Genomic DNA, 23,356 nt, shown 5'->3' with positions numbered 1-23,356 from the left:
GGTCGGGGTCGACCGTCGTGCTGGGAGGGGTCGGCGTCAGGAGACGACGGGGAGGAGTGCGAAGGACAGGCCGGCGGCGATCGCGCCACCGAGCAGCGGTCCGACGACCGGCACCCAGGCGTAGGCCCAGTCGCTCGAGCCCTTGCCCTTGATCGGCAGGAAGGCGTGCGCGATGCGCGGGCCGAGGTCACGTGCCGGGTTGATGGCGTAGCCGGTGGGGCCACCGAGGCTGACACCGATCGCGATCACGATGAAGGCGACGGGGATGGCGCCGAGCTGCGCGGGGGTCTGGCCGTTCGTGAAGGCGATGACCGTGAAGACGAGGACGAACGTGCCGATGATCTCGGTGACGAGGTTCCAGCCGTACGAGCGGATCGCGGGGCCGGTGGAGAACACGCCGAGCTTGGCGGCCGGGTCGGGCTCCTCGTCGAAGTGCTGCTTGTAGGCGAGCCAGACGATGACGGCACCGATGACCGCACCGATCATCTGCGCGAGCCAGAAGAGCAGCATCGTGCCGACGGAGATGTTGCCGAGGATGGCCTGCGCGAGGCTGACCGCGGGGTTGAGCTGGCCGCCGGACTTGTACGACACCGTGACGCCGGCGAAGACCGCGAAGCCCCAGCCGATCGTGACCATGAGGAAGCCCGCGCCGAAGCCCTTCGACTTCTTGAGCGAGACGGCGGCGACGACACCGCCACCCAGGATGATGAGCATCGCTGTGCCGACGAGCTCGGAAAGGAACTTGACGCCGATGTCGTCCATCGGTGACCTCCAACTGTGTTGGTTGGGGAGGCCCGCTACTGCTCGGCACTCCCCATCGAGTGATTGGGGCGAGCCTACTGCTGGGTATCCGGCCCGCGTGGGGTCCTCGTGAGCGTTCTCCAGAAATGTGCACGAACGTGCACGAGGAGCGGGCGTCCGACCATCGACACCCCGCTTCCCGCCTGCCAGGCCGTGCACGGACGTGCATGCTCAGGGAACACCCGCCCGCTGTAGCCTGGCCCCACTCCGGACGACGTCGGCGGTGTGCAGGCCTCGTCCCGGTCCCGACCCGAGGAGGCCCACCGCCATGAAGAAGCTCATCAACGACCCGCACGACGTCGTCACCGAGTCCGTCCGCGGGTTCGCCGCAGCCCACGCCGGGCACGTCGTGCTGGTCGAGGACCCGGTCCACCTGCACCGCGCGGACGCTCCGGTCGCGGGCAAGGTCGCCCTGGTGAGCGGTGGCGGCAGCGGGCACGAACCCCTGCACGCCGGCTTCATCGGGTTCGGCATGCTCGACGCCGCGGTGCCCGGGCCGATGTTCACGAGCCCGACGCCCGACCCCGTGGTGGCCGCGACGAAGGCCGTCGACGGCGGTGCCGGCGTGCTGCACATCGTGAAGAACTACACCGGCGACGTCCTGAACTTCGAGACCGCCGCCGAGCTCGCCGAGATGGACGGCGTCCGCGTCGAGACCGTCGTGGTCGACGACGACGTGGCCGTCCAGGACTCCCTCTTCACGGCCGGTCGGCGCGGGGTCGCCGGGACGGTCGTCGTGGAGAAGTGCGCCGGGGCCGCCGCCCAGCGCGGGGACGACCTCGACGCGGTCGCGGCCGTCGCCCGGCACGTGAACGACGTCACGCGGTCGATGGGCCTGGCGCTCGCACCGGGGACCGTCCCGCACGCGGGGGAGCCGTCCTTCACGCTCGCCGACGACGAGGTCGAGCTCGGCATCGGGATCCACGGGGAACCCGGTCGGGAGCGCATCGCGATGGCGCCGGCCGACGAGCTCGTCGACCGGGTCCTGGAGCCCGTCCTCACCGACCTGGACCTGCCGGCCGGGTCGCGGCTGCTGCTGTTCGTGAACGGCATGGGCGGGACGCCGCTGTCCGAGCTCTACATCGCCTACCGACGCGCCGCCGAGGTGCTCGCCGATCGCGGCCACGAGGTCGCGCGTAGCCTGGTCGGCAACTACGTCACGTCCCTCGAGATGCAGGGCTTCTCGATCACCGTCACGGTGCTCGACGACGACCTGATCACCCTCTGGGACGCACCGGTGGAGACCCCGGCGCTGCGCTGGGGCCGCTGACACTGAACCGGCCGGCATCCCCGGCCCCGCAGGAAGGAACGACATTGGCGCTCGACACCGCATGGGCCACCGACTGGGTCCGACGCACCGCCGCGACGATCGACGAGCACCGGGCCGAGCTCGTCACGCTCGACCGGGAGATCGGGGACGGTGACCACGGCGAGAACCTCGACCGCGGGTTCCGTGCCGTGCTCGAGGCCGTCGAGTCCGGCACGTTCGACACCCCCGGCGCCGTCTTCAAGACCGTGGCGACGAAGCTCATCTCCACCGTGGGCGGCGCCGCCGGTCCGCTGTTCGGCACCGCGTACCTGAAGGCGGCCCAGGCCGCCGGCGACGCGACCGAGCTCGACGCCGACACGCTCGTGCAGGTGCTCGCCGCGGCCCGCGACGGCGTCGTCTCCCGCGGCAAGGCGGCGGTCGGCGACAAGACGATGATCGACGCGTGGACCCCGGCGGTCGACGCCGCCACCACGGCAGCGCAGGCGGGGGAGTCCCCGGAGCGTGTCCTCGAGGCCGCCGCTGACGCCGCCCGCACGGGCGCCGAGGCCACCGAGCCGCTCGTCGCCCGCAAGGGCCGGGCGAGCTACCTCGGCGAACGTGCCGTCGGACACCGGGACCCGGGCGCACAGTCGACGGCCTACATCCTGCGCGCCGCGGTGGACGCGGCGTGAGCGTCGGGATCCTGGTCGTCTCGCACAGCGCGGCGATCGCCTCCGGCACGGTCGAACTCGCTCGGCAGATGGCGGCCGACGTCCAGTTCGTCGCCGCGGGCGGCACCGAGGACGGTGGCATCGGCACGTCCTTCGAGGCGATCACCGCCGGCATCGAGGAACTCGCCTCCGCCGACGCGGTCGTCGTCCTGTGCGACCTCGGCTCCGCCTACCTGACGACCGACACCGCGCTCGACTTCCTCGACGACGACGTCCGCGCCCGGGTCCACGTGTCCGACGCCCCGCTCGTCGAGGGCACGGTCGCCGCGGCGGTCGCCGCCCAGACCGGCGGCGACGTCGACGCGGTGCTCGCAGCCGCCCGCTCGGCCGCAGCGTCCGAGGCGGACCAGGGGGGAGCCTCCCGGCCGGATGACGGCGACCAGCCTGGAGGCCCGGTGCCGGACACCGGGGCCGGCCCCGCCGCCGACGTGGCCGCGTCCACCACCGCGCAGCTGGTCAACGAGACCGGGCTGCACGCCCGTCCCGCGGCGGAGTTCGTGAAGACGGCCGCGAAGTACGAGGCCACCGTCCGCGTGAACGGCGTCGACGCGAAGAGCTTGCTCGGGATCATGGCGCTCGCCCTGCCGAAGGGCGCGACCGTGTCGATCGAGGCCACGGGCGAGGACGCTCAGGACGCCGTCGACGCGCTCGAGGCCCTGGTCCGGTCCGGCTTCGGCGAGTGAGCCCGACCCGTCACTGAGCGCCCGCGTCGCCGCGGTCGTCAGCCCGTGATGCTGACGGTCGCGGCGACGTCCACGTCGGAAGGTCCGCCGACCGCGCCGGCCGTGGCGAACAGGACGGCACCGAACACCGCGCTCCAGAAGGTCCTGGCGTCGCGCGCGACCCCGCGCTCGCTCGTCCAGCCGTGGTCCGCGACGACCCGCTCGAGCCACCGCTCCGACTGCCGGAACAGCACGGCGAGCAGGGTGCTCGTGCGGTCCCGCAGGACGTCGTCGTCCTGCGCCAGCCCGAGCGCCGTGACGAGGAGACTCGTCGACGGCATCGCGAGGGCGGTGCGCGCGAGGACGTCACGGAAGCCCGCCGACGTGGTCGCCCGTCGGCCCGCCGACTGCAGTCGGGTGGTGTCGCGGAGGAACCGGACGAAGGCGGCGTCCACCACGAGGCGGTCCTTCGAGCCGAAGTGGTGCGTGATCTGGTTGGGGTAGACCCCGGCTGCCCGTGCGACCTCGCTCACCGTCAGGGAGCGGGGGTTCCGGTCGGCGAGGAGCTCTGCCGCCGCCTGGAGGATCCGAGCGCGCGTCGCGGTGCCACGAGGGGTTGCCATGGTCGAATTGTACGTGGTACAACTCGACTTGTGCAGCATACAAACAGCGACAGCAGCGACATCGTCATCACCGGGTACGGCGCCGTCTCGCCGTTCGGGCACGGGGTCGACCCACTCTGGGACGCCCTGGTGGCCGGCCGGTCCGGCGTGCACGAGCTCGACCGCGACGGAGAGCTGTGGGCGAAGGTGCCGATCCGGATCGGGGCGGACGCCACCCTCGACGCCGAGGGGGCACTCGGACGGGTGCGCGCCGCCCGGCTCGACCGCAGCCAGCAGCTGGCACTCGTCGCCGCGGGGGAGGCTTGGGCGGACGCCGGGTTCGCCGGAGCCACGACCGGACTCGACCCGGAGCGGCTCGCCGTCGTGGTCGGGACGGGGATCGGGGGCATCGAGACCCTGCTCGACGCGCACGACGAGCTCGGCCGGAACGGGGCGCGGCGGGTGTCGCCCCGCACGGTGCCGATGCTCATGGCCAACGGGGCCGCGGCACAGATCAGCATCGAGGTCGACGCCCGTGCCGGTGCGTACACGACGGTGTCGGCGTGCGCGTCCGGCGCGGAGGCGATCGCCATGGCTGCCCGACTGATCCGGTCGGGGGAGGCCGACGTCGTCGTGGCCGGGGGAGCGGAGGCGGCGGTGACCCCGGTGACGATGGCCGCGTTCGCCCAGTCCCAGGCGCTCGCGAAGCCGGAGGGCGAGGACCCGACCACGCTCTCACGGCCGTTCGACGTCAGCCGCCGCGGGTTCGTGCTCGGCGAGGGCGCCGGGATCGTCGTGCTCGAACGGGCCGACCACGCCGCTGCCCGACGGGCCCGCGTGCACGCACGGCTCGCCGGGTGGGGGATCACCTCGGACGCGTTCCACATCACCGCGCCGCGCGCCGACGGCTCCGGGCAGGAACGGGCGATGACGCAGGCGCTCCGGATGGCCGGGCTCACCGGCGCGGACGTCGACCACGTCAACGCGCACGCGACGAGCACGCCGCTCGGCGACGCGAGCGAGGCCGCCGCGATCGCCCGCGTCGTCGGCCGCGGGGCCGTCGTCACCGCCCCGAAGAGCGCCGTCGGGCACATGTTCGGCGCGGCCGGCGCGGTCGAGACGATCCTGACCGTCAAGGCGCTCGAGACCGGGCTGGTGCCGGCGACGCTGAACCTGGGGCACCTGGACCCGGCGATCGACCTCGACGTGGTGTCCGGCGGCGCACGGCGGGCTCCGGTCCGTGCGGCGCTGAACAACTCGTTCGGCTTCGGTGGGCAGAACGCGTCACTGGCGCTGCTCGCGGTGTGAGCGGGCCGGACGTTCGGCCTGCCCGGCCGTTGCTCGTGGTGGCGGTCAGCGCGGCGCGAGGTCCTGCAGCCCGGTGACCCGCAGCAGGTCGAGCGTCGACGCTGCCTCGGACCCGGGCACCACCGTGTAGACGACGATCCGCAGGTCGCCGCCCGGCACGGTCATCACGTCACAGTCGACCTCGATCGGCCCCACCGCGGTGTGCACCGTCTTCCGGCTCGCCCGGTGCTCGGCGACCCTGGCGGTGTCCCAGCGGCGCGCGAACTCCGGGGACTCTGCGCGGAGCCGTGCGACCAGGTCGGCGAGGGCGCGGTCACCCGGGTACCGACCGACCGCCGTGCGGAGGTCGGCCACGAGGTCGCTGGAGAACTCCTCGGCGTGCTCGGCGTCGTACTCCACGCCGTGCTGCCCGACCATGAAGTGCCGCCAGACGAGGTTCCGCTCGAGCCCGACCAGGCGCTCGGGGTCGCCGGTCATCGCCGCCCACAGGTCGTTCCACAGCAGGATGTCGTGGGTCGCCGTGAACACCGCGAGCGGGACGTCCCCGAGCCGGTCGACGATGCGCTGCACGCCGGGCGTGACGTGGCGCGGGACGACGTTCTGCGATGGCGGTGCGGCGTCCGCGACCCGGAACAGGTGGTCGCGCTCCTCGGTGGTCAGGCGCAGCGCGGTCGCGAGGGCCCCCAGCAGCTGCGGCGACGGGTTGACCGACCGGCCCTGCTCGAGCCGGACGACGTAGTCGACGCTCACCCCGGCGAGCGCGGCGAGTTCCTCGCGGCGGAGCCCGGGGGTCCTCCGACCGGCGCCGGCCGGCAGGCCGACCTCCTCCGGTCGGACGCGGTCCCGCCAGGACCGCAGCACGTTCGCGAACTCGCTCATGGACCCATCCTCGCCTGTCCCGGGCCGATGGAGGTGGTACTCGGAGTCCCACCGTCGAGCGGCACCTGGGAGTCCTGTGGCGCGGAGCGCAGGCTGGGCACATGACCACCACACTCATCACCGGGGCCAACCGCAGCCTCGGACTCGAAACCGTGCGCCGCCTGATCGAGGCCGGCCACACCGTGTACGCCGGCATGCGCGACCCGTCCACCGGCGACGACGCCCGGGCCCTGGGCGCCCACGTCGTCCAGCTCGACGTCACCGACCAGACCAGTGTCGACAGCGCGATCGCGTCGATCCCCGAGCTCGACGTGCTCGTGAACAACGCCGGGGTGCTCGGCGCCTCGTTCGGCGTCGACGACCTCGACGCCGACGTCATGACCGGCGTGCTCGACACGAACGTCGTCGGCATCGTCCGGGTCACCCAGGCCGCGCTCCCGTTGCTGCAGGCCTCGTCGAACCCCGTCGTCGTGAACGTCGCCTCCGGTGTCGGCTTCACCCGCTGGCTCACGACGCCCGGGCACGACGAGTACCCCGTGCCGTCGATCCCGTACGCGGCGTCGAAGGCCGCGGTGATCGCGCTCACCGTGCAGTACGCCAAGAACCTGCCGACGTTCCGGGTGAACGCGAGCGACCCGGGCTACACGGCGACCGAGTTCAACGGCTTCGGTGGGCACCAGACGATCACCGAGGGCACGGACGCCACAGTGATGCTCGCCACGCTCGGCACCGACGGGCCGACGGGGGAGTTCCACGACCGGAGCGGGCGCATCGAGTACTGACGCCGATGGTCGCCACGGCGAGCGGGTCCCGCTCCCACGCGACCCCGTGACGGACGGGAGGCTCCCTGCCAGCTGGCAGGGAGCCTCCCGTCCGTCATGTGGGTGCGTCAGTCCCCGTACGGGACGCGGCGGCGGCGGGCCACGGCGAGGACCGCGACCAGGCCGGCGACGAGGACTGCGCCTCCGCCGAGCCAGAGGGCGGCACCGCCGGCTCCGGAACCGGCGTCACCAGCTGCCGGCGTGGCGGACCGGGTCGCCTCGACGGTCGCGGTGGTCTCGGTGGGTTGGTCGGTGGGCGTGGTCGGCGTCGCCGAGGCGGACGGGTCCTGCGTCGGGGCGGGGAGTGCCACCGTGAAGCCGAGCTCGCCGGTGATCGGGTGACCGTCGGGGGAGACGTAGCGCCACAGGACCGTGTAGGCGCCGTCCTCCAGGTCGACGGTGCGGGACATCGTCGTGCCGTCGACGGTGACGTCACCCGTTGCCCGGTCGGTGCCGGCGGCGTCGCGGACCTCGATGCGGAGGCCGGCGTCGAGCCCGGTGAGCGGCGCCTCGGAGAACGTCAGGCCGACACGGTCGAGCGGTGTCGTGATCGTCTGCCCGTCGGCCGGGTCGCTCGACTCGAGGGCCGAGTGCGCCTGCGCCGGTGCGGCCGAGGCCAGGCCGACGAGACCCGTCAGGGCGACGACGATCGCGACGAGGGACATCCGGGCGCTGCGACGGGTCGCGGTGGAGGACATCCGCCGATCCTACGAGAGGTCGTCTGACCGGGCGGTCGTCTGACGGGTCGGTCGTCTGACCGGGCGGTCGTCTGACCGGTCCGTCGTCTCGTGGAGGTCCGCCTGCTGGCAGGATGTCCGGATGCGCGCAGTCATGTACCGGGAGTTCGGGGACACCCCGCAGATCGTCGACGTCGAACGGCCCGTGTGCCCGCCGCACGGCGTGGTGGTGCGCGTCGCCGCCACCGGTGTCTGCCGGAGCGACTGGCACGCCTGGCGTGGTCACGACGACTCCGTGACGCTCCCGCACGTCCCCGGACACGAGTTCGCCGGCGTGGTCGTCGAGGCCGGCTCCGACGTGGCGCACCACCGGGTCGGGGACCGGGTCACCGCGCCCTTCGTCTTCGCCTGCGGGGCGTGCCCCGAGTGTCTCGCCGGGGCGACCCAGGTGTGCACGCGCCAGCAGCAGCCGGGCTTCACGCTGCCCGGGTCGTTCGCCGAGGAACTCGTCGTGCCGCAGGCCGACGTCAACCTCGTGGCGCTGCCCGACGGCATCGGGTTCGCTGAGGCAGCCGGGCTCGGCTGCCGGTTCGGCACCGCCTACCACGCACTGCACGCCCGCGGCCGGCTGCAGGCGGGGGAGCACGTCGCCGTGTTCGGGTGCGGCGGTGTCGGGCTGTCGACGATCGTCGTCGCGGTCGCCGCCGGCGCGCACGTCGTCGCCGTCGACGTCTCGCCCGCCGCGCTCGAGCGGGCAGCGGCGCTCGGCGCGGAGACCGTCCCGTCCGGACCGGACGCCGTCGCCGAGGTCCGCCGCCGCACCGACGGGGGAGCGCACGTGTCGGTCGACGCCTTCGGCAGCCGTGCGACCTCGCTCGCCGCGGTCGGGTCGCTCCGCCCGCGTGGGCGGCACGTGCAGGTCGGGCTGCTCCTCGGCGACGAGACGGCCCCGGTCATCCCGATGGGGCGGGTGATCAGCGAGGAACTCGAACTGCTCGGCAGTCACGGCATCGCCGTGGGGGAGTACGCCGCCATGCTCGACGACGTCGTGGCTGGTCGGCTGCGTCCGGACGCCACCATCGGCCGGACGATCGGGTTCGACGACCTGCCGGAGGCCCTGGTGGCGATGGACCAGCCCGCTGCCGGCACGGGCATGACGGTCGCGGTGTTCGGGTGACCGGAGCCGGGCGGACGCGGGTCGAACTCGGTCGCCGCGAGGACCTCGGCGCCGACTGCGCGAACTGCTTCGGCCTGTGCTGCGTCGCCCTGGCCTTCACGAAGTCCGCGGACTTCCCGTTCGACAAGGACGCGGGGGAGCCCTGCACGAACCTCGACAATGTGGACGGCTGCCGCATCCACCCGCACCTGCGGGACCGGGGCTTCAAGGGCTGCACCGTGTTCGACTGCTTCGGCGCCGGCCAGAAGGTGTCACGGCAGACGTTCGCCGGCCGATCGTGGCGTGACGACGACACCACGCGGACGGCGATGTTCGCGACGTTCCCCGTCGTCCGCCGGCTGCACGAGCTGCTGTGGTACCTCGACGAGGCGATCGACCTGGTCATGACGGGCGGGGGAGTCGACCCTGCGCCCTGGGTGGCGGCGTTCGAACACGTCCGGGTACTGAGCGACGGGACACCGTCGGCGTTGACCGAGCTCGACGTCGACGCCGAGTACGACGCTGCGCGGGCGCTGCTCGTCCGCGCGAGCGACATCGCCCGGCGTGACGTCCCCACCGCTCGGCAGTCACGGTCCCAGCCGGCGCTCGAGCCCGGTGCCGACCTGCTCGGCGCCCGGCTCGGCGGACGGGACCTCAGCGGGCTGACGCTCCGGGGGAGCATCGCCATCGCCGCCGACCTCCGGGGCGCTCGACTGCACCGCTGCGACCTGCTCGGCGTGGACCTGCGCGATGCCGACCTGTCCGGGGCGGACCTGTCGGGTGCGATCTACCTGACGCAGATGCAGGTCAACAGCGCGCGGGGCGATGCCGCGACGGTGGTGCCAGAGGGGTTCGAGCGACCGTCACACTGGGCGTGAGCAGGGCCGTCAGAGCAATGCCGCACGGTCGCGGAGGGCGTTTACGAAGACCCGGTCGTCCGACTCGAGTTCGTCGTCCTCGGCCCAGACCGATCGCAGCCGCGTCCGAGGACTGATGCGCAACCGCACCCGGGTCGCGGTGCCGTCGAGGTCGATCGCCGGCAGGTCGACGCTGTCGGTGCCCAGCACGAGCTGCAGCGAGGTCCGGTAGCGCATCACCGCGCCGGCCGCCGCGCTGCCCGTCAGGAACGTCCGTGTGTTGTGGATGAGGTACTGCATGGCGTGAGCCCCGTTCGGTCAGCTCAGCAGGCCGGGTGGTGAGGTCGGCGGTGGTGAGGTCGGAACGACCGAGGTCCGGGGTCGATGTGGCCCTGACACTACGCCCTGTCGAAGAGCAGCAGGCTGCGCCGTCGTCTTCACGGTGGCGTAGCGTCGGGCGCATCACCATCGCGGACGACTCCGGCGCTCCGGCTGGCGTCGACACCGCATGGCCGAGAAGGAGCACCGTGAAGGTCGTCATCACCGGATCCCGCGGCAAGGTCGGCCGAGCCGCGGTGAAGCGGTTCGTCGATGCGGGTCATGACGTGCTCGGGGTCGATCTCGTGCCGCCCGTGTTCGACGCGGGACAGGTCGTGCCCGGCCGCTACCAGTTGGCCGACCTCACCGATGCTGGCAGCGCCTTCGCGGTCGTCGCCGGTGCCGACGCCGTCGTCCACGTCGCGGCCATCCCACAGCCGACCGGTCACCCGGCGCACGTCGTGTTCCAGACCAACCTGATGTCGACCTTCAACGTGCTGGAGGCGGCAGTCCGGTTCCGCGTGCCCCGCTTCGTCAACGTGTCCAGCGAGAGCATCGTCGGCAACTTCTTCCCCGAGCGGCCGTTCCTGCCCGACTACGTACCGGTCGATGAGGAACACCCCCTGCATCCTCAGGACCCGTACGCGCTCTCGAAGGCGTTCGGCGAGCAGCTGATGGACGCGGCTGTGCGACGCTCCGACATCCGCGCGATCTCGATCCGTCCGAGCACCGTGCACGACGAGAGCAACTACGAGGAGAACCTCGGGCCGCAGGTGCGCGAAGCGTCGGCCACCAGCGCGAACTTCGGCAGCTACATCGACGCCGATGACCTGGCCGACGCGCTCCTGCTCGCGGCCGAGTCAGACCTGCCGGGGCACGAGGTCTTCTACATCGCGGCCGCCGACAACGCCGGTGGCCACGACTTCGCCGCCACGCTGCGCGAGCACCACGGCGACCAGGTCGCGCTCCGCGAGCTCGACCGCGTCGACGCCTCGGGCATCTCCACCGCCAAGGCTCGACGCCTGCTCGGCTGGACGGCCAAGCGGTCGTGGCGCGACCACCTCGACGCTGACGGCCGACGCCTGCCGCAGCGCTGACTCACGGCAGTGCCACCGCAGCGAGGAGCGCCGGTGGCCCCGGACGGAACGCAACGCGCGGGGGAGTCTGGTCGACTCAGTGCTCCGATCGCGGCGGTCGGCGGGGGTTGAGGAGATCGCCGTCCCAGCTCAGGTCGTCCCCCTCATGGACCTCGAAGGCCTCGAAGTGGTCGTCCGCGAGGATGCTCTCGACCAGCGCGCGCGAGCCAGCGACGATCGTCGAGTCCCAGTCCTCCTCCGACGCGACGACCCAGGCGTGGTCCTCGGGCCAGATCAGGGACGTGTAGGGCCCTTCCTGCCAGCGGCTGCACTCCCACCCCGGAACGGCGCGCTGCGCCCACGTCGGGTCAGCGAGCTCGCGCGAGCTCGAGCTGAACAGCCACATGTCCCGACCGGGCCACGGCATCTGCATGCGCGAGCGAGCGAGCTCGTTCCGGCCGCCCTCGGCCCAGGGCGGGTTTCCGGTGCCTTCCCACGCTCCGACGACCAGGTCGTCGGGCGTCCGTGTCGCGACGCTCAGGTGCTTCGTCAGGACCGCGAGGTCCTCGGGGTCGAACCACCCGTCGTCAGGCTGGTCAACCCTCCATCCGTCCGGCCAGTCCGTCGTCTGCTCGGTGTCGCTGAGGCGGAACCACTGCACCAGGGGATGCATCACGCGGCCGTTGCGACGCGCGACCTCAGCCCACCGCCAACGCCTGGATTCAGCGGTGCGGGCAACGCCCCACTCATCGGTCGTGTCCGGGTCTGTACGGTGCGCCTGGAGCGGGTGCAGCAGCCGCGCGTACGCCTCGAAACCGGTGCCAGCGACACCGCCGACGGTCGCCCATCGGCCGGCTCGATCGACGAGCCACGCACCGCGTGCGGCTTCGGTCAGCAGGCTCACCCGGCCAGCCTGGCACGGCCGGCGCCGTCGTCCCGCGAAGCAGTCTCAGTCGACGATCCTTCAACGGGTGTGAGCGAGTTAGCTCATGGTCATGAGCGACACGCAGCGACGAGCCGGACGACGTACTCGCATCGCGCTGGTTGCTGCACTCGTCGCGGGCATCGCCTGCTTGGTCGTCGGGTTCGACGAAGTCCTGTCGCCGACCGGTTCGACTTGGCTTGCCGTTCTGATGTTCGTTCTGGCAGCTTCGGCTGGATGGCGCGTGACGATCTACTTGCGGCTGCTCCGGCGGTCTCGGTAGCGGATCGGCTACCGGGCGGGGTCCAGGAGGGCTCGGGGCCGCTTCACTAGGGCTCTGACTGAGCGCCCTCGTCGACCGCTGACGTGCAGGTCGGGCGCTAGAGGATCACGGCCAGGACGACCCATCCGACGATCGCTGATGCCATCACCAGCAAGAGCGGAGACACCGACACTGGTCGTCCCTGAAGTGGTCGTCGCCGTTCCTGCACGACGACGAGAACGACGCTGGCTACGAGAATCCCAAGTACGACGGCCCATACCGCCCACCAGGCACCCCCACGTCCTAGTGCGAAGGCAAGCCAGCCGCCCTGCGCCGGAAGTAGGAGGGCTCCACCGACTCGGTCGGTCACCTCACGTCGTCGCCAGCTACGGTTCTGGCGCGCGTCGGGGCTGCGATCACGGACCATCCGCTCAATCTAGCGAGCGAGCTTGCTATGACCCGCTTTCCACCGCCGTGGTTTCGGAGCTTCCAACGCGTCCGGTCGACGATCGGCTACTAGACATGGGGTTCTGGTCATTCCCTAGCCCTCGGACCGGACAGCGAGCTGCTACGCCTCACTGCCATCACGTCGGCCTGGTTGGCTGGAGTCCATGCGGATCCCCGGACTCATCGCTGGGCCGGCAATCGTTGCTGTAGCGGTCACCGCGTTCGTGCGTCCGGCGCCGATCGCGCAGTACTTCGTCGATGCCCAGCAGGGCAGCCGCGGTCAGCAAAGTGCGATGACCTCGGGACTCGTCCGTGTGCTTGCTGTAAGGCTGGCAACGATCGGCATCGGCTGGACACTCCTGTCCATCTTCGGTCACCCCGAGTGACTGCAGAGTCGAAGGCGCGACCAAACGAAGTCCGGTAGCCGATCCGCTATCGGTCGTCGCCCTCCCGCAAGCTTCTCAAGCCCGCGTACAGCGGCCACGGCATGAGCACGATCAACAGAAGCCACGATCCGGGTCCGGTGGTGTTGATGACGAGGTTCAGCAGTCCGAGCGCGAGCAGAAGACTGGCTGCGATCACGATGAACCACGCAAACGGTCGCGGATACTTCCGCAGCTTCACCAGCTCAATTCAACGGCGAACACACTGTCTCGCATCAGGATGGTCAACCGGACGAGCTTGGAGCGGGTCCTGACGGTGCGGGCCGGCCGGACGTGCCGCGTGAACGTCGTGGGAGCAGGACGAACGCCAGCAGTGCGGTGAGCGCGTAGGTGCCGGCCTGGACCTCGAGCAGGGGCAGCGTGCCGAGCGGTTCTTGCAGGAGTCCCGCGGCCGTGATCCCGATCGCCTGCCCGATCGCCTGGCCGAGGCCGAGTGCGGCGAAGGCGCTTCCTCGGTGCGCGCCGTACGTGGCCTGTTGAAGGAGACTGGTCAGTCCCGCCCCCATGAAGACCGCGGGCACCCCGATCGTGGCGAAGAGCAGCGCGTAGAGCGGCACGGCGTGGGTGACGAAGGATGCGTTCCAGCAGAGGACGGTGATGACCGTGAACGTGCTCGCGCCGATGAGCGCGAGCCGCAGGGCGTCGATCTTCGCCCCGAGGACGCCGAGGGCGAGCCCGGCGCCGATCGCGCCGATCGCCTGCACACCGCGGAGGAGGCCGACGTCGGCTGCGTCCCCACGGATCACGTCGGTCACGAAGAAGACGAACAGGACGAGGAAGAGCCCCTGTGCGACCGACGCGACGGTGTTCACGATCACGAGGTGCCGCGTCGGCCCGTCAGCGAGGGCGTGGAGGACGCCGCTGGGCTTCGGCGTGCCGGGGTGCGTGCTCGGATGCCCGCTCTGCTCGGTCCGGCGTTCGCGGGGAAGGCTGAGGACGAGGGCCGCCGCGACGACGTAGGAGGCCATGTCGATGAGCGCGACGGCGCTCAACGAGCCGACCGCCAGGAGGACACCGCCGAGCGGGCCGCCGACGATCCGGCCGAGGTCGTTGTTCAGGCCGACGAGCGCGTTCGCCGAGTTCGCGCGCTCGAGTCCGACGAGCGTCGGCAGGAGCGCGTTCTTCGCCGGCAGGAAGAAGGCGCCGAACGATGCCTGCGCCACGATGACCGCGTAGACGACCGGTAGGTCCGACGCCGTGTGCACGAGGAGCAACGGCAGCAGCGTCAGCGCCTGCCCGGCCATCGCCACGACCATCACGAGCCTGTGCGACAGTCGGTCCGTGACCCGCGCGACGACCGGGGCGAGCAGCACCGGCGGGGCGAGCTCGAGCAGGAAGGCGAACGACGTCCCGACGGCGGAGCCGCTGAGTTGGAGGACGACCAGCGGCAGGGCGATGAACATCAACCAGTCGCCGGTGTCCGACACGAGCCCGGCGAGCCAGAGCCGCCGGAAGGCGGGCACGGCCATTGCTGAGCCCCCGGCGCCGGGACGGGTGGACGTCGTCGTCACCGGTCCGGTCCGAACCCGAAGCGGGGGAAGGCGCTGAGCGACAGGTTCACGTGTGCGGCGTCGGCGGGCGCGTCCGTCCGGGTCGCCTGGATGTACGGCCGGACGACCGCGTCGAGCCGTTCGACGACCTCGGTGAGCTCGGCAGGCGAGAGGGCGAGGCCGTAGGAAGCGTGCAGGTCCACCGCGCGCCACTCCGGCGGTACCGTGTCGCGGCCGCGGAGGTACTCACGCAGCAGGTGGTGGTCGAGCTCGACCGAGGCGGCCAGCATCCGGTCCAGGCCGGCCAGGTCGGCCGGGTCGACGTCGTCCGTGGTGAACCCGGTGATGCTCGTGCGCCACGGCCGGGACCGACCATCACCCGAGGGGTCCGGTTCGACCAGCCCGTGGGAAGCGAGGACCCGGAGGTGGTAGCTGCAGTTCGACGGGGTGTCCCCGACCGCGCGGGCGCACTGCGAGGCCGTTGCCGGCCCGGCGGAGGCGAGGTACCCGAGGACGTCGAGCCGCACGGGGTGGGACAGTGCGTCGAGGACCCCGGGGTCGGCGAGGTTCGGTCGGTTCTCCTGCACTGTGACTCCCTCGATCTGAAACGGTCTTTCAGATCGTAGAGCGTTGTGGAACGATCTGCAAATGCCTTTCAGATCGACGGACACTTGACTAGCTCAGCGGAGTCCCGTTGGCCGGTCGTCCACCGGTCCGCACCCGGCGGTGACAACCACGACAACTCGACCATGTTCTGCTTGATCGGGGGATTCCCGTACAGGTGTCCCGCGGAGATGCCCCGTGAGGGGGCGCCGAACGCTACAACGCAGCAGGCGCCGTGTCGTCGTGGTCAGCTGTCTTTGTCGAGGTGGGGGGAGAGAGGCGTCGCGAGCATGGGGTAGAGGTTGGTGCAGTTCGATGCCGAACTCGCGGGCGATGGTGGCCGAAGCGCGCGAGGCGGACGCACCGGCATACTTCTCGGGCCTGACGGTCAGTGCGCTTGCGGGTGCGCCCTTGTACACGCCGGCGATCTTCGGGATGCGTGTGTTGCTGGAGATCGAGCGGACCGGAGAAGCTCCAGGTCCTCGACCTGACATAATATGCATTATCGGCGCGCAGGTGGAGCTACGGACGGGGCCTGCGGAGCTCCGGGAACTGCTCGTCTCGCCACTCGCCGTCGATACCCGCACCACTCGTAGCTGCACGCTCCTCACGCTCGCGCAGCTCCACCCGACGGATTTTGCCCGAGATCGTCTTCGGCAGCTCCGCGAACTCGACCCGGCGCACCCGCGCGTAGGCCGGCAGTGCGGTCCGAGCGTGCTCGAGCACCTGCTTCGCGGTCTCCGCCGTCGCCTCCCACCCGGCGGCCAAGGTCACGTACGCCTTCACGATGTTGAGAGGAGCGTCGTCAGGAGCCGGCACGACGGCGCTCTCCGCCACGGCGGGGTGCTGCAGCAGGGCGCTCTCGACCTCGAACGGCGAGACCTTGTAGTCGGAGGACTTGAACACGTCGTCGGTCCGGCCGATGAAGGTCAGTTCGTTGTTCGCGTCCCGGGAGGCGATGTCGCCCGTGTGGAAGAACCCGTCGCGCATGGACGCTGCCGTCCGCTCGGGGTCGCCGAGGTACTCCGCCATCAGGTTGACGGGTCGTTCGCGGAGGTCCAGGCAGACTTCGCCCTCGTCGCCCGGTTGCCCGGTCAGCGGGTCCAGCAACGTCACGGTGACACCGGGCAGCGGGCGCCCCATCGCGCCCGGTGTGACGTCGGCGCCCGGAGCATTGCCGATGATCGCCGTCGTCTCGGTCTGGCCGTAGCCGTCACGGATGACCAGGCCCCAGGCCTCGGCGACCCGGTCGATGACCTCGGGGTTCAGCGGTTCCCCAGCTGACACGATCTCGCGCAGCGCCCGGGGACGCTCCCCCAGGTCGGACTGCAGCATCATCCGCCAGGCGGTCGGCGGCGCGCAGAACGTGCTCACCTCGGCCGCGTTCATCTGGGTCAGGAGCGCAGCGGGGTCGAAGCGCGGGGTGTTGTGGATGAACACCGTGGCCTCGGCGATCCACGGCGCGAAGAAACAGCTCCAGGCGTGCTTCCCCCAACCGGGAGAACTGATCGCCAGGTGCACGTCGCCGGGCCGCAGACCGAGCCAGTGCATCGTGCTGAGGTGCCCGACGGGGTAGGACGTCTGCGTGTGGACCACCATCTTCGGCTTCGACGTCGTCCCGGACGTGAAGTAGACGAGACAGGGGTCGGACGTGCGGGTCACCACGACGGGCCGCGACTCCCCCGCGGGCGCACGCTCACCGAGGTCCGACGGGTACTCGATCCAACCGTCCGCCGCACCACCGATCACGATGCGCGAGAAGGCCCCACGGACACCGTCGTACTTCGCGGTCTCGCCGTGGTTCGTGACGACGTGCGCCACGGATCCACGGTCAACGCGGTCCTGCAGGTCGGAGGTGTCGAGCATCGTCGACGTCGGCAGGATCACGGCACCGAGCTTGATCACCGCCAGCATCGTCTCCCAGAGCTCGAGCTGGTTGCCGAGCATGACCAGGACGTGGTCCCCCTTCCGCACGCCGTGCTCGTGCAGGCGCGCGGCCAAACGGTCCGACCTGGCTGCCATCTCCGCGTAGCTGAGCCGCTGCTCCGCGCCAAGCGCATCGACGATCCAGAGCGCGGTGCGGTCGTTGTCGGCGGCGATGACGTCGAACCAGTCGTTCGCCCAGTTGAAGGTGTCTCCGAGGTCGGGCCACCGGAACTCGGCGGTCGCGGCGTCGGACGACTCCGCGGCGAGCAGCTGGTCACGGGCAGCGCGGTAGGCATCGGTCGGGGTCAGTGATGGCACCGTCCGATCATGCCGCATCCGTCCGAGCCCGGTGCCGTCCCGAAAGCCGATGGGTGACCGGGCGGCCGACACCTAGCTGGGTGGGGCGACGATCGCGGTCAGCCCACTCCAGTCCGGTTCGTAATCGGCGTCGATCAGCGCGCGGCTCTCGGCATAGAACTCCGCGGCTCGGATCGTCATGGCCGGCGCCGGGTCGGCGGCCAGCAGCGTCAGTGCTCGCGTGGCAACGGCGTCGGTAGGCCCTCCCGACCGGTGATGCACACTGCCGCTCTGCCGATCAGCCAGAACCATGCTGTGCACGAGGGCCTCGCGCACCACCCCGAGGGTCAGATGCAGTCCGATGACGTTCGCGCCACGGCCGAAGCGTGTCGCCGCGAGGGCGAGGTCGAACCGCACAGCGTTGTCGACGGGCTGGCGTGGAAGCACGAGCGTCGCGCCGCGCACGGCAAGGTCGCAGCGGCGGCCGTCGCGGAGGACTGCGCGGACACGCTGCACACCGTCATCGAGGGTGCTCTGCCACGCCCAGAGCTCCGCCCCGAGGAGCGTTCGGGCCTCGACGTCGGCGGAGAGGTCGACCTCCGCGTCGAGGTCGCTCCACCGATCAAGTTCCAAGGGTGTGAGGACGGAACCATACGGCCGCACCGCACACACTGCCGGGCTCGCATCACCGAGCTGATCGAGGAGCGCCTGCTGCCACTGCATCCCCGCACACTACGAGAACACCGTCCCGACGGCCGATCTCGGGTTCAGCTGGTCGTTGCGGTTTCAGCGTTTGCAGAACTCGACCTCGTCGATAAGACCGCGGACAACGCACAAGACGTGATCTCCCGGCTCCTCACTCCTTCCCACTGACAGCAAACGTCGGCCGGGGCAACCCCCACTGGACGGTCTCGATGGACGATCGGCTGACGGTGCAAGCTAGTGCGGTGACTTCCAGAACGACGATCCCGGCCCCACTCGCCGTGCGAGCTCTGGTCTCCGGCCTCCTCGGAGTCGTGGGGGCGGCCGCCGTGTTCGCCGCGAGCTACCAACCACATCGACCACTGCAAAGCGTCCTTGCCAGCGTCGTGGCAGTTGTTGCGGTTGTGGCTTCGGCTCGGGCAGTGCGCGCGGCGTACGTACTGACTCCCGACGCGCTCATCCTTCGAGACGTGTTGACCACACGCAGGATCGCGAAGAGCAACATCGTCGGTTTCCCTGCAGCCGCGGTGATTGAACGGCGAGACTCTTGGGGAAGTACACAGCGCGAGGTCTTCCTGCTGTTCCGTGAGGACCGAGCCTTCGGGGCAGACGACCGGGCCCTCGCCCTGACCAGCCTCCGGAACTGGTTGCGGCCTGGACCGGAAGCCTTGGCCAGCGGAAGTCCGTCCGGTAGCCGATCCTCCATCGGCTGACCGGGAACCGCCGCCGCGGAGCGCGCCACTGGTACAAGCGACACATGGGCTACTCCGTCATCAAGGTCTCCGACGTACCGCCGTCCGCTGCGTCCCATCCCGCTTCCAGCCCATGGGACCGGCGCCTGAACGCGGCGCTCGGCGTCAAGGCGTTCGGGCTGTACCACGTCGATCTCCCGGCCGGTGCCGAGACTGTGCCGCATGATCACCGCATCGACGGCGTCGAGGATGCGTACGTCCTCGTCCGCGGCTCCGGGTGGCTCGTCATCGACGGGACGGCGGTCGAACTCATCCCCGGCTCCGCGGCCGCGGTCACGCCGGAAGCCACCCGGTCGATCCGAGCCGCGGGCGACAGCTGCGCGTTCATCGCAGTCTGCGCCTGACCGAGAAACCGCGCTCGGGAGCGGATGGGTCCGCGGGACAGGTGCGTGAGTCCCAGGCTGACGACGGAGGGGTCACGAGGATGCAGGAATCGTGACGGCCTCGGCGATGGTGGCAGTCATGATGACCCCGGCCGCGCAGGATGTCCCGATCGCTCGACGACAACATGCGTGCGACATCGGGGCACGGGGACTGCTGCGGCAGGGCTCACTCCGCGGGGGACGCATACTCGTCGCTCCAGCCACTCCGCATGCGAGCGACCGCACGGTCCCAGGTCCCGAGCAGGTCCGGCTCGACCGTGAGCAGGTACTGCAGCTGCAGCCCGTCGTACAGCGCGACGAGCTGCTTCGCCGCGTGCCGCGGAGCCATCGACCGCGGCTCGCGGCCGGTGACCATGTCGCGCGTGAGGAACAGCGTCGTGTCCTGCAACAACTGCGCGTACTGCTCCCGGTACCACCCGGCGTCGGAGTCGGGTGCGCTGCAGGCCGTGCTCATCAGGTGGATGCGCGCGCGCATCATCGCCGGGTCGAGTTGTCCGAGCCGGAGCAGGTGCCGGAGGTACTGCACGGCGCCCTTCGTCTCGGCGATGACGAGCGACTGGCGGCGACCGGCTTCGATCCAGTGCGAAGCGGCGGCGACGACGAGCGAGTCCCAGGTGGGGAAGAGCTTCTTGACCATCCACACCTCGACGTTCGCCGCACGCGCGACGACGAAGTAGTCGATGGTGTCGAAGCCGTCCCGCCGCGCGGCCTGGACGGCGCCGGCGATGACACGCCCACGTTCCGCCTGCTCCCCCGCCAGGGTGGTCGATCCGCTGTCGCTCATGGGCGTACGCCCGCGGTCAGCTGTCGGAAGGGGTCGTGCTGCTCGTACGGCTCGGACCAGCCGCGTCGGGTTCGTGCGGTGGCGCGGTCGAACGCGTCGACCATGTCGAGTCCCGGTTCGAGGAGCGCCTGGACACGGAGGCCGTCGAACAGGGCCAGGAGCTGCTGCGCCCCGCGCTCGGCGTCCATCGTCGCCGGCTCCCGACCGGCTCGCACGTCGTCCTCGAGCGCGTCGCGGATGACGGCCTTGAAGCCCGAGTACATCGCCCGGAAGTACTCCCCGCCGGGCTGGGTCGAGCTGGTGCTCGTGCTGAGCGTGCTCGCGACGAGCCGCATCAGGGCCGGCTGTTCCGCGTGCGCCCGGACGAGGGCCCGGAGGTAGGCGACGGCACCGAGTTCCGCGGCGATCGGCAGCAGCGGGCCGGACAGGGCTCCCGCCCACCGTTCGATCATGGCGCGCACGAGGTCGGGGCGGGTCGGGAACAGCACGACGAGTTCGTCGAGGCTGATGCTGGCGACGTCGGCGACGAGCTCCAGGGAGCAGTCCTCGATGCCGGTCTCGTGCAGCACCTCGATGGCGACGTTCACGACGCGCACCGGCTCGGAGGTGCTGTCGGTATGGTGCTGGGCGGACAGGGGTGCTCTCGGGTGCGCTCGGAACCAGCTCAGCAGCGCTTCCCCGCGACGAGCCAGGAGCACCGGGTCGGCGTCGAGCGGTGCGGTGAGCAGAACGGCCACGTCCTCGTCGCCGTGCAGGAGCGGGTCGGCCTGCTGGTACGCCGCCGCCCACTCGGGGAAGACCCGGCGTCGGGAGGTCTCCGAGGACAGCACACGGACGGCGCCGTACCGTGGATCCGCCTGCAGCTGCGCCAGACGGTCGGACACGTCGTCGTCATCGCCCTCGACCACGCCGACGGCTCGGTCCTGGTGCCGGGTCAGGACCCCGGTGACGTCGACCGCGGCGTTGCCTTCCCGCAGTGCGGCGAGGAGCACTGCGAACGCTCCGTCCGTCCACGGCGTCGACGGCACCATCGCGAATACGACTGCCCGCATCTGGATCCCCTGATCAGTCGGTGAACGAGTCCTTCACACCGTTGCACCTCCCCCGCCCGGGCGGAAATCGCGAACTGGGGGTTGACCGTCAGCCCGCGAGCATCGCCTTGATGCTGCGTCGTTCGTCCATCGCGCGGTAGCCCTCGGCGACGTCTGCGAGCGGCAGCGTCAGGTCGAACACCGATCCGGCGTCGTACTTCCCGGCCATCGTGCGCGCGACGAGGTCGGGCAGGTACCGGCGCACCGGTGCGAGCCCGAAGCGCAGGGTCAGGTGCTGCACGAACGGCTGGAAGATCCCGAGCTGTGGACTGGTGTGCGGGACACCGACTGCGCCGATCGTGCCGCCGACCCGGGCCATGCCGATCGCCGTCGCCCAGGACTCCGGTGTCCCGACGGCCTCGACGACGTGGCGGACCCCGAGTCCCCCGGTCATCTCGCGGACGGCCGCGACGGCGTCGTCCCCGCGGACGCTCACGACGTCGGTGGCGCCGTACGTACGACCGATCGCCGCGCGGTCCTCGTGGCTGCTCATGAGGATGACCCGCTCGGCGCCGAGGACGGACCGGGCGCCGAGGACTGCGGCGAGCCCGACGGCGCCGTCACCGATCACCGCGACGGTCGAGCCCTCGGTGACGTCGGCGAGGACGGCACCGTGCAGGCCGGTGCCCGCGACGTCGCTCAGCGCGAGCAGGGACGGGAGCAGGTGCTCGTCGACACCCGCGAGGCCACCGGGTACGACAACGAGCGTGCCGTCGGCCAGGGGCACCCGGACGGCCTCCCCCTGTCCCCCGTCGGCGCCGGGCGCGCCGAACGTCCCGCCGTGCTCGCACCGCGTGTTGATGCCGTCGAGGCAGGCCGGGCAGGTGCCGTCGGACCACTGGAACGGGGCGACGACGAGGTCCCCCACCGCGACGGTGTGGACGTCGGGCCCGACCTCCTCGACGACGCCGATGAACTCGTGGCCGAGGCGCGACCCAGGCTCGCGCTGGGTCACCCCGCGCCACGACCAGAGGTCGGACCCGCACACGCAGGACCGCACGACGCGGACGACCGCGTCCGTGGGCTCGTGCAGGGCGGCGTCGGGGACGTCCTCGACGGTGACGTGGCCGGCGGCCTGGTAGAGGGCTGCGCGCATGGGAGGGCTCCAGTTCAGACGGGGTCGGTCAGCGGCCGGCGTCGGCGCTGACGGGCGTGGGGAGGTCGCGGACGAAGGCGGCGAGCTCGTCGAGGTTCGCGCGCTCGCACGTGCGGCGGCCCTCCTCGACATCGTGGACCATGGCGACGATGCGGTCGAACACCGGTCCCTGGATGTCCTTGTGCACCTCGTCGACCTCGGTCTTCCGCTTGCGCACCATGAGGTCGCGCCAGATCCCGGACCGGGCCTTGGCGCTGCGGCGGTTGAACGCGGCGAGGCGGTCGAGCGACCCGGGCAGGTCGTCCGGCACGAAGCCGTCGAAGGACTCGACCTGGACGGGTGCCTGGTCGATCGCCTCTTGCGCGACGGCGATCATCAGGTCGCGGTACTCCGGCAGCGAGAGCGAGTCGGCGATGGTCAGGTCCGAGACCGCCCCGGCCCAGAGCATCGCGCCGTAGGCCTCCTTGCCCCACAGGTACCCGAGGACGTTCTCCGTCGGCAGCGCGTACGGCATCGCGTCCGCGAGGAGGCCCACGCGCGGGGTGATCGCTCCCCCGGCGAGTTCGCCGATCCGGAACGCGGCGATGTTGCCCTGCAGGATCCGGCCCGGCTCGAGGTAGTCCGCCCCGACGTTGATGAAGCTCGACACCACGCGCTCGGCACCGACCACCTCGGACAGCGTGTCGGCGGTCAGCCCGTTCTGCGTGGTGAGCACGTACCCGTCCGGGGCGAGCACCTCGGCGAGCACCCGGGCGGCGGACGCGGTGTGCAGGCTCTTCACCGCGACGACCGCTGCCCCGACGCCGCCCGGGCCGACCCGCGAGGGCAGCTCCTCGGGCGTGACGGCGTCCACGCGGACCGTGAAGTCCTCGACGGGGCCCTCGATGTGCAGTCCGTCGGCGTTGATCGCGGCGACGTGGTCGGCGTCCGCGTCGCACAGCAGCACGCCGTGCCCGGCGCGGGCCATGTGTGCGCCGATGGTGCCGCCGATCGCGCCGGCGCCGATGATCGTGATGTCCAC

General features: G+C 71.2%; 26 protein-coding genes. 11 read left to right on the top strand and 15 right to left on the bottom strand.

Features of this window, described 5'->3' with window-relative positions:
- Window positions 1–36: 36 nt before the first annotated feature.
- A complete protein-coding gene (locus BIU98_RS09785) occupies window positions 37–762 on the bottom strand; it encodes an MIP/aquaporin family protein (RefSeq protein ID WP_083393148.1) in 726 nt (241 codons plus the stop codon).
- Between the two features lie 307 nt (window positions 763–1,069).
- Between BIU98_RS09785 and dhaK the strand changes: the two genes are divergently transcribed.
- Genes dhaK through dhaM form a run of 3 tightly spaced genes read left to right on the top strand, consistent with a single transcriptional unit; the run spans window position 1,070 to window position 3,464 of the window.
- Window positions 1,070–2,071 carry a dihydroxyacetone kinase subunit DhaK gene (dhaK, locus tag BIU98_RS09780; protein WP_071275391.1) on the top strand — a complete coding sequence of 334 codons (1,002 nt, stop codon included), beginning with the start codon at window positions 1,070–1,072 and terminating at the stop codon, window positions 2,069–2,071.
- Window positions 2,072–2,115: 44 nt separating this feature from the next.
- Window positions 2,116–2,742: a dihydroxyacetone kinase subunit DhaL gene (gene dhaL, locus BIU98_RS09775; protein WP_071275389.1), complete on the top strand. Its 627-nt coding sequence runs from the start codon at window positions 2,116–2,118 to the stop codon at window positions 2,740–2,742.
- The gene (dhaM, locus tag BIU98_RS09770) at window positions 2,739–3,464 is read left to right on the top strand and encodes a dihydroxyacetone kinase phosphoryl donor subunit DhaM (protein WP_071275387.1); all 726 of its coding nucleotides are present in this window, start codon (window positions 2,739–2,741) and stop codon (window positions 3,462–3,464) included. Before dhaL ends, dhaM begins: the two co-directional genes overlap by 4 nt.
- Before the next feature lie 38 nt (window positions 3,465–3,502).
- Here dhaM and BIU98_RS09765 read toward each other — a convergent pair whose 3' ends face one another.
- Window positions 3,503–4,066: a TetR/AcrR family transcriptional regulator C-terminal domain-containing protein gene (locus BIU98_RS09765; RefSeq protein ID WP_254787842.1), complete on the bottom strand. Its 564-nt coding sequence runs from the start codon at window positions 4,064–4,066 to the stop codon at window positions 3,503–3,505.
- Window positions 4,067–4,096: 30 nt separating this feature from the next.
- Between BIU98_RS09765 and BIU98_RS09760 the strand changes: the two genes are divergently transcribed.
- Window positions 4,097–5,353, top strand: coding sequence for a beta-ketoacyl synthase (locus tag BIU98_RS09760; RefSeq protein WP_071275383.1), 1,257 nt, complete (start codon window positions 4,097–4,099; stop codon window positions 5,351–5,353).
- Window positions 5,354–5,398: 45 nt separating this feature from the next.
- On the opposite strand, the gene BIU98_RS09755 is transcribed toward BIU98_RS09760, so the two are convergent.
- Complete coding sequence (locus BIU98_RS09755) at window positions 5,399–6,232, bottom strand: helix-turn-helix domain-containing protein (RefSeq protein ID WP_071275381.1); 834 nt, start codon at window positions 6,230–6,232, stop codon at window positions 5,399–5,401.
- A gap of 101 nt (window positions 6,233–6,333) precedes the next feature.
- On the opposite strand from BIU98_RS09755, the gene BIU98_RS09750 reads away from it, so the two are divergent.
- Entirely contained in the window at window positions 6,334–7,014 is a 681-nt protein-coding gene (locus tag BIU98_RS09750) for an SDR family NAD(P)-dependent oxidoreductase (protein ID WP_071275379.1), read from the top strand.
- Between the two features lie 107 nt (window positions 7,015–7,121).
- Here BIU98_RS09750 and BIU98_RS09745 read toward each other — a convergent pair whose 3' ends face one another.
- Window positions 7,122–7,751, bottom strand: coding sequence for a copper resistance CopC family protein (locus tag BIU98_RS09745; protein ID WP_071275377.1), 630 nt, complete (start codon window positions 7,749–7,751; stop codon window positions 7,122–7,124).
- Between the two features lie 121 nt (window positions 7,752–7,872).
- On the opposite strand from BIU98_RS09745, the gene BIU98_RS09740 reads away from it, so the two are divergent.
- Both BIU98_RS09740 and BIU98_RS09735 read left to right on the top strand, forming a co-directional pair.
- Window positions 7,873–8,907: an alcohol dehydrogenase catalytic domain-containing protein gene (locus BIU98_RS09740; protein WP_071275375.1), complete on the top strand. Its 1,035-nt coding sequence runs from the start codon at window positions 7,873–7,875 to the stop codon at window positions 8,905–8,907.
- Window positions 8,904–9,764, top strand: coding sequence for a pentapeptide repeat-containing protein (locus tag BIU98_RS09735; protein ID WP_071275373.1), 861 nt, complete (start codon window positions 8,904–8,906; stop codon window positions 9,762–9,764). Before BIU98_RS09740 ends, BIU98_RS09735 begins: the two co-directional genes overlap by 4 nt.
- Before the next feature lie 9 nt (window positions 9,765–9,773).
- Here the strand turns inward: BIU98_RS09735 and BIU98_RS09730 are convergent, their stop codons facing one another.
- The gene (locus BIU98_RS09730; RefSeq protein WP_071275371.1) at window positions 9,774–10,043 is read right to left on the bottom strand and encodes a hypothetical protein; all 270 of its coding nucleotides are present in this window, start codon (window positions 10,041–10,043) and stop codon (window positions 9,774–9,776) included.
- Window positions 10,044–10,270: 227 nt separating this feature from the next.
- Here BIU98_RS09730 and BIU98_RS09725 point away from each other — a divergent pair, with 227 nt between their 5' ends.
- Window positions 10,271–11,158 carry an NAD(P)-dependent oxidoreductase gene (locus BIU98_RS09725; protein ID WP_071275369.1) on the top strand — a complete coding sequence of 296 codons (888 nt, stop codon included), beginning with the start codon at window positions 10,271–10,273 and terminating at the stop codon, window positions 11,156–11,158.
- 76 nt (window positions 11,159–11,234) lie between these two features.
- Here BIU98_RS09725 and BIU98_RS09720 read toward each other — a convergent pair whose 3' ends face one another.
- Window positions 11,235–11,813, bottom strand: coding sequence for a hypothetical protein (locus BIU98_RS09720; protein ID WP_139200649.1), 579 nt, complete (start codon window positions 11,811–11,813; stop codon window positions 11,235–11,237).
- Window positions 11,814–12,132: 319 nt separating this feature from the next.
- On the opposite strand from BIU98_RS09720, the gene BIU98_RS18935 reads away from it, so the two are divergent.
- Window positions 12,133–12,342, top strand: coding sequence for a hypothetical protein (locus tag BIU98_RS18935; RefSeq protein WP_139200648.1), 210 nt, complete (start codon window positions 12,133–12,135; stop codon window positions 12,340–12,342).
- Between the two features lie 590 nt (window positions 12,343–12,932).
- Window positions 12,933–13,154: a hypothetical protein gene (locus BIU98_RS09715; protein WP_071275365.1), complete on the top strand. Its 222-nt coding sequence runs from the start codon at window positions 12,933–12,935 to the stop codon at window positions 13,152–13,154.
- Window positions 13,155–13,200: 46 nt separating this feature from the next.
- Here BIU98_RS09715 and BIU98_RS09710 read toward each other — a convergent pair whose 3' ends face one another.
- The 5 genes from BIU98_RS09710 to BIU98_RS09690 all read right to left on the bottom strand — a co-directional run bounded on the left by BIU98_RS09710 (window position 13,201) and on the right by BIU98_RS09690 (window position 18,250).
- Window positions 13,201–13,392, bottom strand: coding sequence for a hypothetical protein (locus tag BIU98_RS09710; protein WP_071275363.1), 192 nt, complete (start codon window positions 13,390–13,392; stop codon window positions 13,201–13,203).
- Window positions 13,393–13,435: 43 nt separating this feature from the next.
- Window positions 13,436–14,722 carry an MFS transporter gene (locus BIU98_RS09705; RefSeq protein WP_139200647.1) on the bottom strand — a complete coding sequence of 429 codons (1,287 nt, stop codon included), beginning with the start codon at window positions 14,720–14,722 and terminating at the stop codon, window positions 13,436–13,438.
- Window positions 14,719–15,288 carry a helix-turn-helix domain-containing protein gene (locus BIU98_RS09700; protein ID WP_071275359.1) on the bottom strand — a complete coding sequence of 190 codons (570 nt, stop codon included), beginning with the start codon at window positions 15,286–15,288 and terminating at the stop codon, window positions 14,719–14,721. The genes BIU98_RS09705 and BIU98_RS09700 overlap by 4 nt, the downstream gene beginning before the upstream one ends.
- Before the next feature lie 538 nt (window positions 15,289–15,826).
- Window positions 15,827–17,539 carry an AMP-binding protein gene (locus BIU98_RS09695; RefSeq protein ID WP_254787887.1) on the bottom strand — a complete coding sequence of 571 codons (1,713 nt, stop codon included), beginning with the start codon at window positions 17,537–17,539 and terminating at the stop codon, window positions 15,827–15,829.
- A gap of 81 nt (window positions 17,540–17,620) precedes the next feature.
- On the bottom strand, window positions 17,621–18,250 hold the full coding sequence (locus tag BIU98_RS09690) for a hypothetical protein (protein ID WP_071275357.1): 630 nt from the start codon (window positions 18,248–18,250) through the stop codon (window positions 17,621–17,623).
- A 736-nt stretch (window positions 18,251–18,986) separates the two neighbouring features.
- Here BIU98_RS09690 and BIU98_RS09685 point away from each other — a divergent pair.
- Window positions 18,987–19,325, top strand: a complete 339-nt coding sequence (locus BIU98_RS09685) for a cupin (protein ID WP_071275355.1) — start codon at window positions 18,987–18,989, stop codon at window positions 19,323–19,325.
- A 205-nt stretch (window positions 19,326–19,530) separates the two neighbouring features.
- Here BIU98_RS09685 and BIU98_RS09680 read toward each other — a convergent pair whose 3' ends face one another.
- The 4 genes from BIU98_RS09680 to BIU98_RS09665 form a co-directional block, all read right to left on the bottom strand.
- The gene (locus tag BIU98_RS09680) at window positions 19,531–20,148 is read right to left on the bottom strand and encodes a TetR family transcriptional regulator C-terminal domain-containing protein (protein ID WP_071275353.1); all 618 of its coding nucleotides are present in this window, start codon (window positions 20,146–20,148) and stop codon (window positions 19,531–19,533) included.
- Complete coding sequence (locus BIU98_RS09675; RefSeq protein WP_083393146.1) at window positions 20,145–21,200, bottom strand: BLUF domain-containing protein; 1,056 nt, start codon at window positions 21,198–21,200, stop codon at window positions 20,145–20,147. Before BIU98_RS09675 ends, BIU98_RS09680 begins: the two co-directional genes overlap by 4 nt.
- A gap of 88 nt (window positions 21,201–21,288) precedes the next feature.
- Entirely contained in the window at window positions 21,289–22,335 is a 1,047-nt protein-coding gene (locus BIU98_RS09670; protein ID WP_071275349.1) for an alcohol dehydrogenase catalytic domain-containing protein, read from the bottom strand.
- Window positions 22,336–22,363: 28 nt separating this feature from the next.
- Window positions 22,364–23,356 carry a ketopantoate reductase family protein gene (locus BIU98_RS09665; RefSeq protein ID WP_071275347.1) on the bottom strand — a complete coding sequence of 331 codons (993 nt, stop codon included), beginning with the start codon at window positions 23,354–23,356 and terminating at the stop codon, window positions 22,364–22,366.

This window comes from Curtobacterium sp. MMLR14_010, assembly GCF_001865015.1.
Lineage (GTDB): Bacteria > Actinomycetota > Actinomycetes > Actinomycetales > Microbacteriaceae > Curtobacterium.
The sequence above is the reverse complement of the archived record's forward strand: the minus strand, read 5'-3'. Positions and strand labels throughout refer to the sequence as shown.

Coding starts and splice junctions, on each gene's coding strand:
- BIU98_RS09690 (WP_071275357.1), bottom strand. CDS start 18,250: ATGCAGTGGCAGCAGGCGCTCCTCGATCAGCTCGGTGATGCGAGCCCG.
- BIU98_RS09750 (WP_071275379.1), top strand. CDS start 6,334: ATGACCACCACACTCATCACCGGGGCCAACCGCAGCCTCGGACTCGAA.
- BIU98_RS09765 (WP_254787842.1), bottom strand. CDS start 4,066: ATGGCAACCCCTCGTGGCACCGCGACGCGCGCTCGGATCCTCCAGGCG.
- BIU98_RS09680 (WP_071275353.1), bottom strand. CDS start 20,148: ATGAGCGACAGCGGATCGACCACCCTGGCGGGGGAGCAGGCGGAACGT.
- BIU98_RS09685 (WP_071275355.1), top strand. CDS start 18,987: ATGGGCTACTCCGTCATCAAGGTCTCCGACGTACCGCCGTCCGCTGCG.
- BIU98_RS09670 (WP_071275349.1), bottom strand. CDS start 22,335: ATGCGCGCAGCCCTCTACCAGGCCGCCGGCCACGTCACCGTCGAGGAC.
- BIU98_RS09730 (WP_071275371.1), bottom strand. CDS start 10,043: ATGCAGTACCTCATCCACAACACACGGACGTTCCTGACGGGCAGCGCG.
- BIU98_RS09675 (WP_083393146.1), bottom strand. CDS start 21,200: ATGCGGGCAGTCGTATTCGCGATGGTGCCGTCGACGCCGTGGACGGAC.
- BIU98_RS09755 (WP_071275381.1), bottom strand. CDS start 6,232: ATGAGCGAGTTCGCGAACGTGCTGCGGTCCTGGCGGGACCGCGTCCGA.
- BIU98_RS18935 (WP_139200648.1), top strand. CDS start 12,133: ATGAGCGACACGCAGCGACGAGCCGGACGACGTACTCGCATCGCGCTG.
- BIU98_RS09715 (WP_071275365.1), top strand. CDS start 12,933: ATGCGGATCCCCGGACTCATCGCTGGGCCGGCAATCGTTGCTGTAGCG.
- dhaK (WP_071275391.1), top strand. CDS start 1,070: ATGAAGAAGCTCATCAACGACCCGCACGACGTCGTCACCGAGTCCGTC.
- BIU98_RS09740 (WP_071275375.1), top strand. CDS start 7,873: ATGCGCGCAGTCATGTACCGGGAGTTCGGGGACACCCCGCAGATCGTC.
- BIU98_RS09785 (WP_083393148.1), bottom strand. CDS start 762: ATGGACGACATCGGCGTCAAGTTCCTTTCCGAGCTCGTCGGCACAGCG.
- BIU98_RS09745 (WP_071275377.1), bottom strand. CDS start 7,751: ATGTCCTCCACCGCGACCCGTCGCAGCGCCCGGATGTCCCTCGTCGCG.